This is a genomic window from Microcoleus sp. Pol11C3, from assembly GCF_036701485.1.
In the GTDB taxonomy this organism is placed as follows: Bacteria; Cyanobacteriota; Cyanobacteriia; order Cyanobacteriales; family Microcoleaceae; genus Microcoleus.
In genome coordinates this window covers 1-1,528 of record NZ_JAUBQW010000298.1, presented here as the reverse complement: position 1 = coordinate 1,528, position 1,528 = coordinate 1, and the positions used below count along the sequence as shown (strand labels likewise).

Below are 1,528 nucleotides of genomic sequence, written 5' to 3'. Positions count from 1 at the left end.
CTTTTTTTGGCATGGCTATTTTTGCTCGATTTTTTCAGCAATTATAACAGACCTATGACAACCGGATTCCGTATCAGCTTTGAAAATTGGCAAAAGAATATATAGCAGTTATCATAAAGATGAGGTATCGATCCCTCAATCCCTCAATCTAAAATCTCAACCTGTACCTCACATTTTTTAGAAAAGGTATAGATGCGGGGCGGGGAATGCCAGTCTGAAGAAGAGCGAGCGCGTTATAAACAGTTTGTTACGCAAGTCATAATTTTATAAAAATATTATAAAAATGCTGTAGTAGTTGGGCGCGTAAGACCAAAACAACTTTGAAAGAAAGCCTAAATGAAGATTTGGAATTTATGTTTCAATTTTCTTGAGTAGTTCCCGTTTTTACGTCCAGGACTGTAGTAATTAGTCAGCAATTAGTAGTCATTATTTAGATGACAGAAGGAAAAGGGAAGAATATCTAGTTTTGCAGTCTTGCTTGTTTATTTGCTAAGCTAAAGGTGGCGCTCTGTCATCAATAAACTTTAGATTTATGCACAGGTTATTAACTGGGAAACTGCGAATAGAGTATTTAACAATACCAATCGCCAATCTTCCAGCAAATCTATCGGGTACTAAAATTGTACAGCTTACTGACTTTCACTATGACGGGGTGCGGCTGTCAGAATGGTTGCTAGAAGAGGCGATTGCTGCAGCAAATGAAGCCGAACCAGACCTGATTTTTTTAACTGGCGACTTTATTACCTACGACCCCGCACCTATTTACGATTTAGTGCAGCGATTGAAAAGCTTGCAAAGTCGGGCGGGAATTTACGCGGTTTTGGGCAATCACGACCACTATTGGCCTGGGGCAAAGAGAGAGGTTGCTAATGCTTTAAATAGCGTCGGGATTCGGGTTTTGTACAACGAAGCAATCTATCCTTTGGGGTCGCAATTGGCTTTAGTTGGGTTCGCAGATTTTTGGTCGGGCGATTTTGCGCCTAAACCTGTAATGGCATCAATAAATCCCGCGATTCCTCGGATTGTATTGTCTCACAATCCTGATACTGCTGAAAAACTGCAAAATTGGCGGATTGATTTGCAGTTGTCTGGGCACACTCACGGCGGTCAAATCGTTATTCCCGGTATCGGGCCTTTGTTCGCTTGGGTCAGAAAAATTGGCTATTTGATTCCTCAACCAATCCGAAAGTTCATTCCTTTTGTGTGGGCTGGTGATCGAGTAGTTACTCACTGGGAATGGGCTAGCGGTTTGCATTCGGTTGGGAGTAATTTGCTGTACGTGAATCGCGGTTTGGGAACTTATGCGCCCGGGAGGCTATTTTGTCCGCCGGAGGTGACAGTAATTACTTTGGTTTCTCACCATCCGTAAGACCTGGTTTAGGGCGTCAACTTTCCCGAGAACCGATAATATTTATACAAAACTAGCCCTGGTTTTCCGAAAGTAGATAAAGTTATATAGCGCTCGCAAATCATTCGTAAATTAATTAAGGGTTCGCTCGAGCAGCAGTTCCATTGAGTGTTGGTTCAA

At 42.1% G+C, this 1,528-nt stretch carries 1 protein-coding gene; it reads left to right on the top strand.

Features of this window, described 5'->3' with window-relative positions; translation table 11 throughout:
• Window positions 1-532 precede the first annotated feature (532 nt).
• A complete protein-coding gene (locus QUA40_RS28690; protein WP_333132098.1) occupies window positions 533-1,369 on the top strand; it encodes a metallophosphoesterase in 837 nt (278 codons plus the stop codon).
• The last annotated feature ends 159 nt before the right edge of the window (window positions 1,370-1,528 follow it).

Coding starts and splice junctions, on each gene's coding strand:
- QUA40_RS28690 (WP_333132098.1), top strand. CDS start 533: ATGCACAGGTTATTAACTGGGAAACTGCGAATAGAGTATTTAACAATA.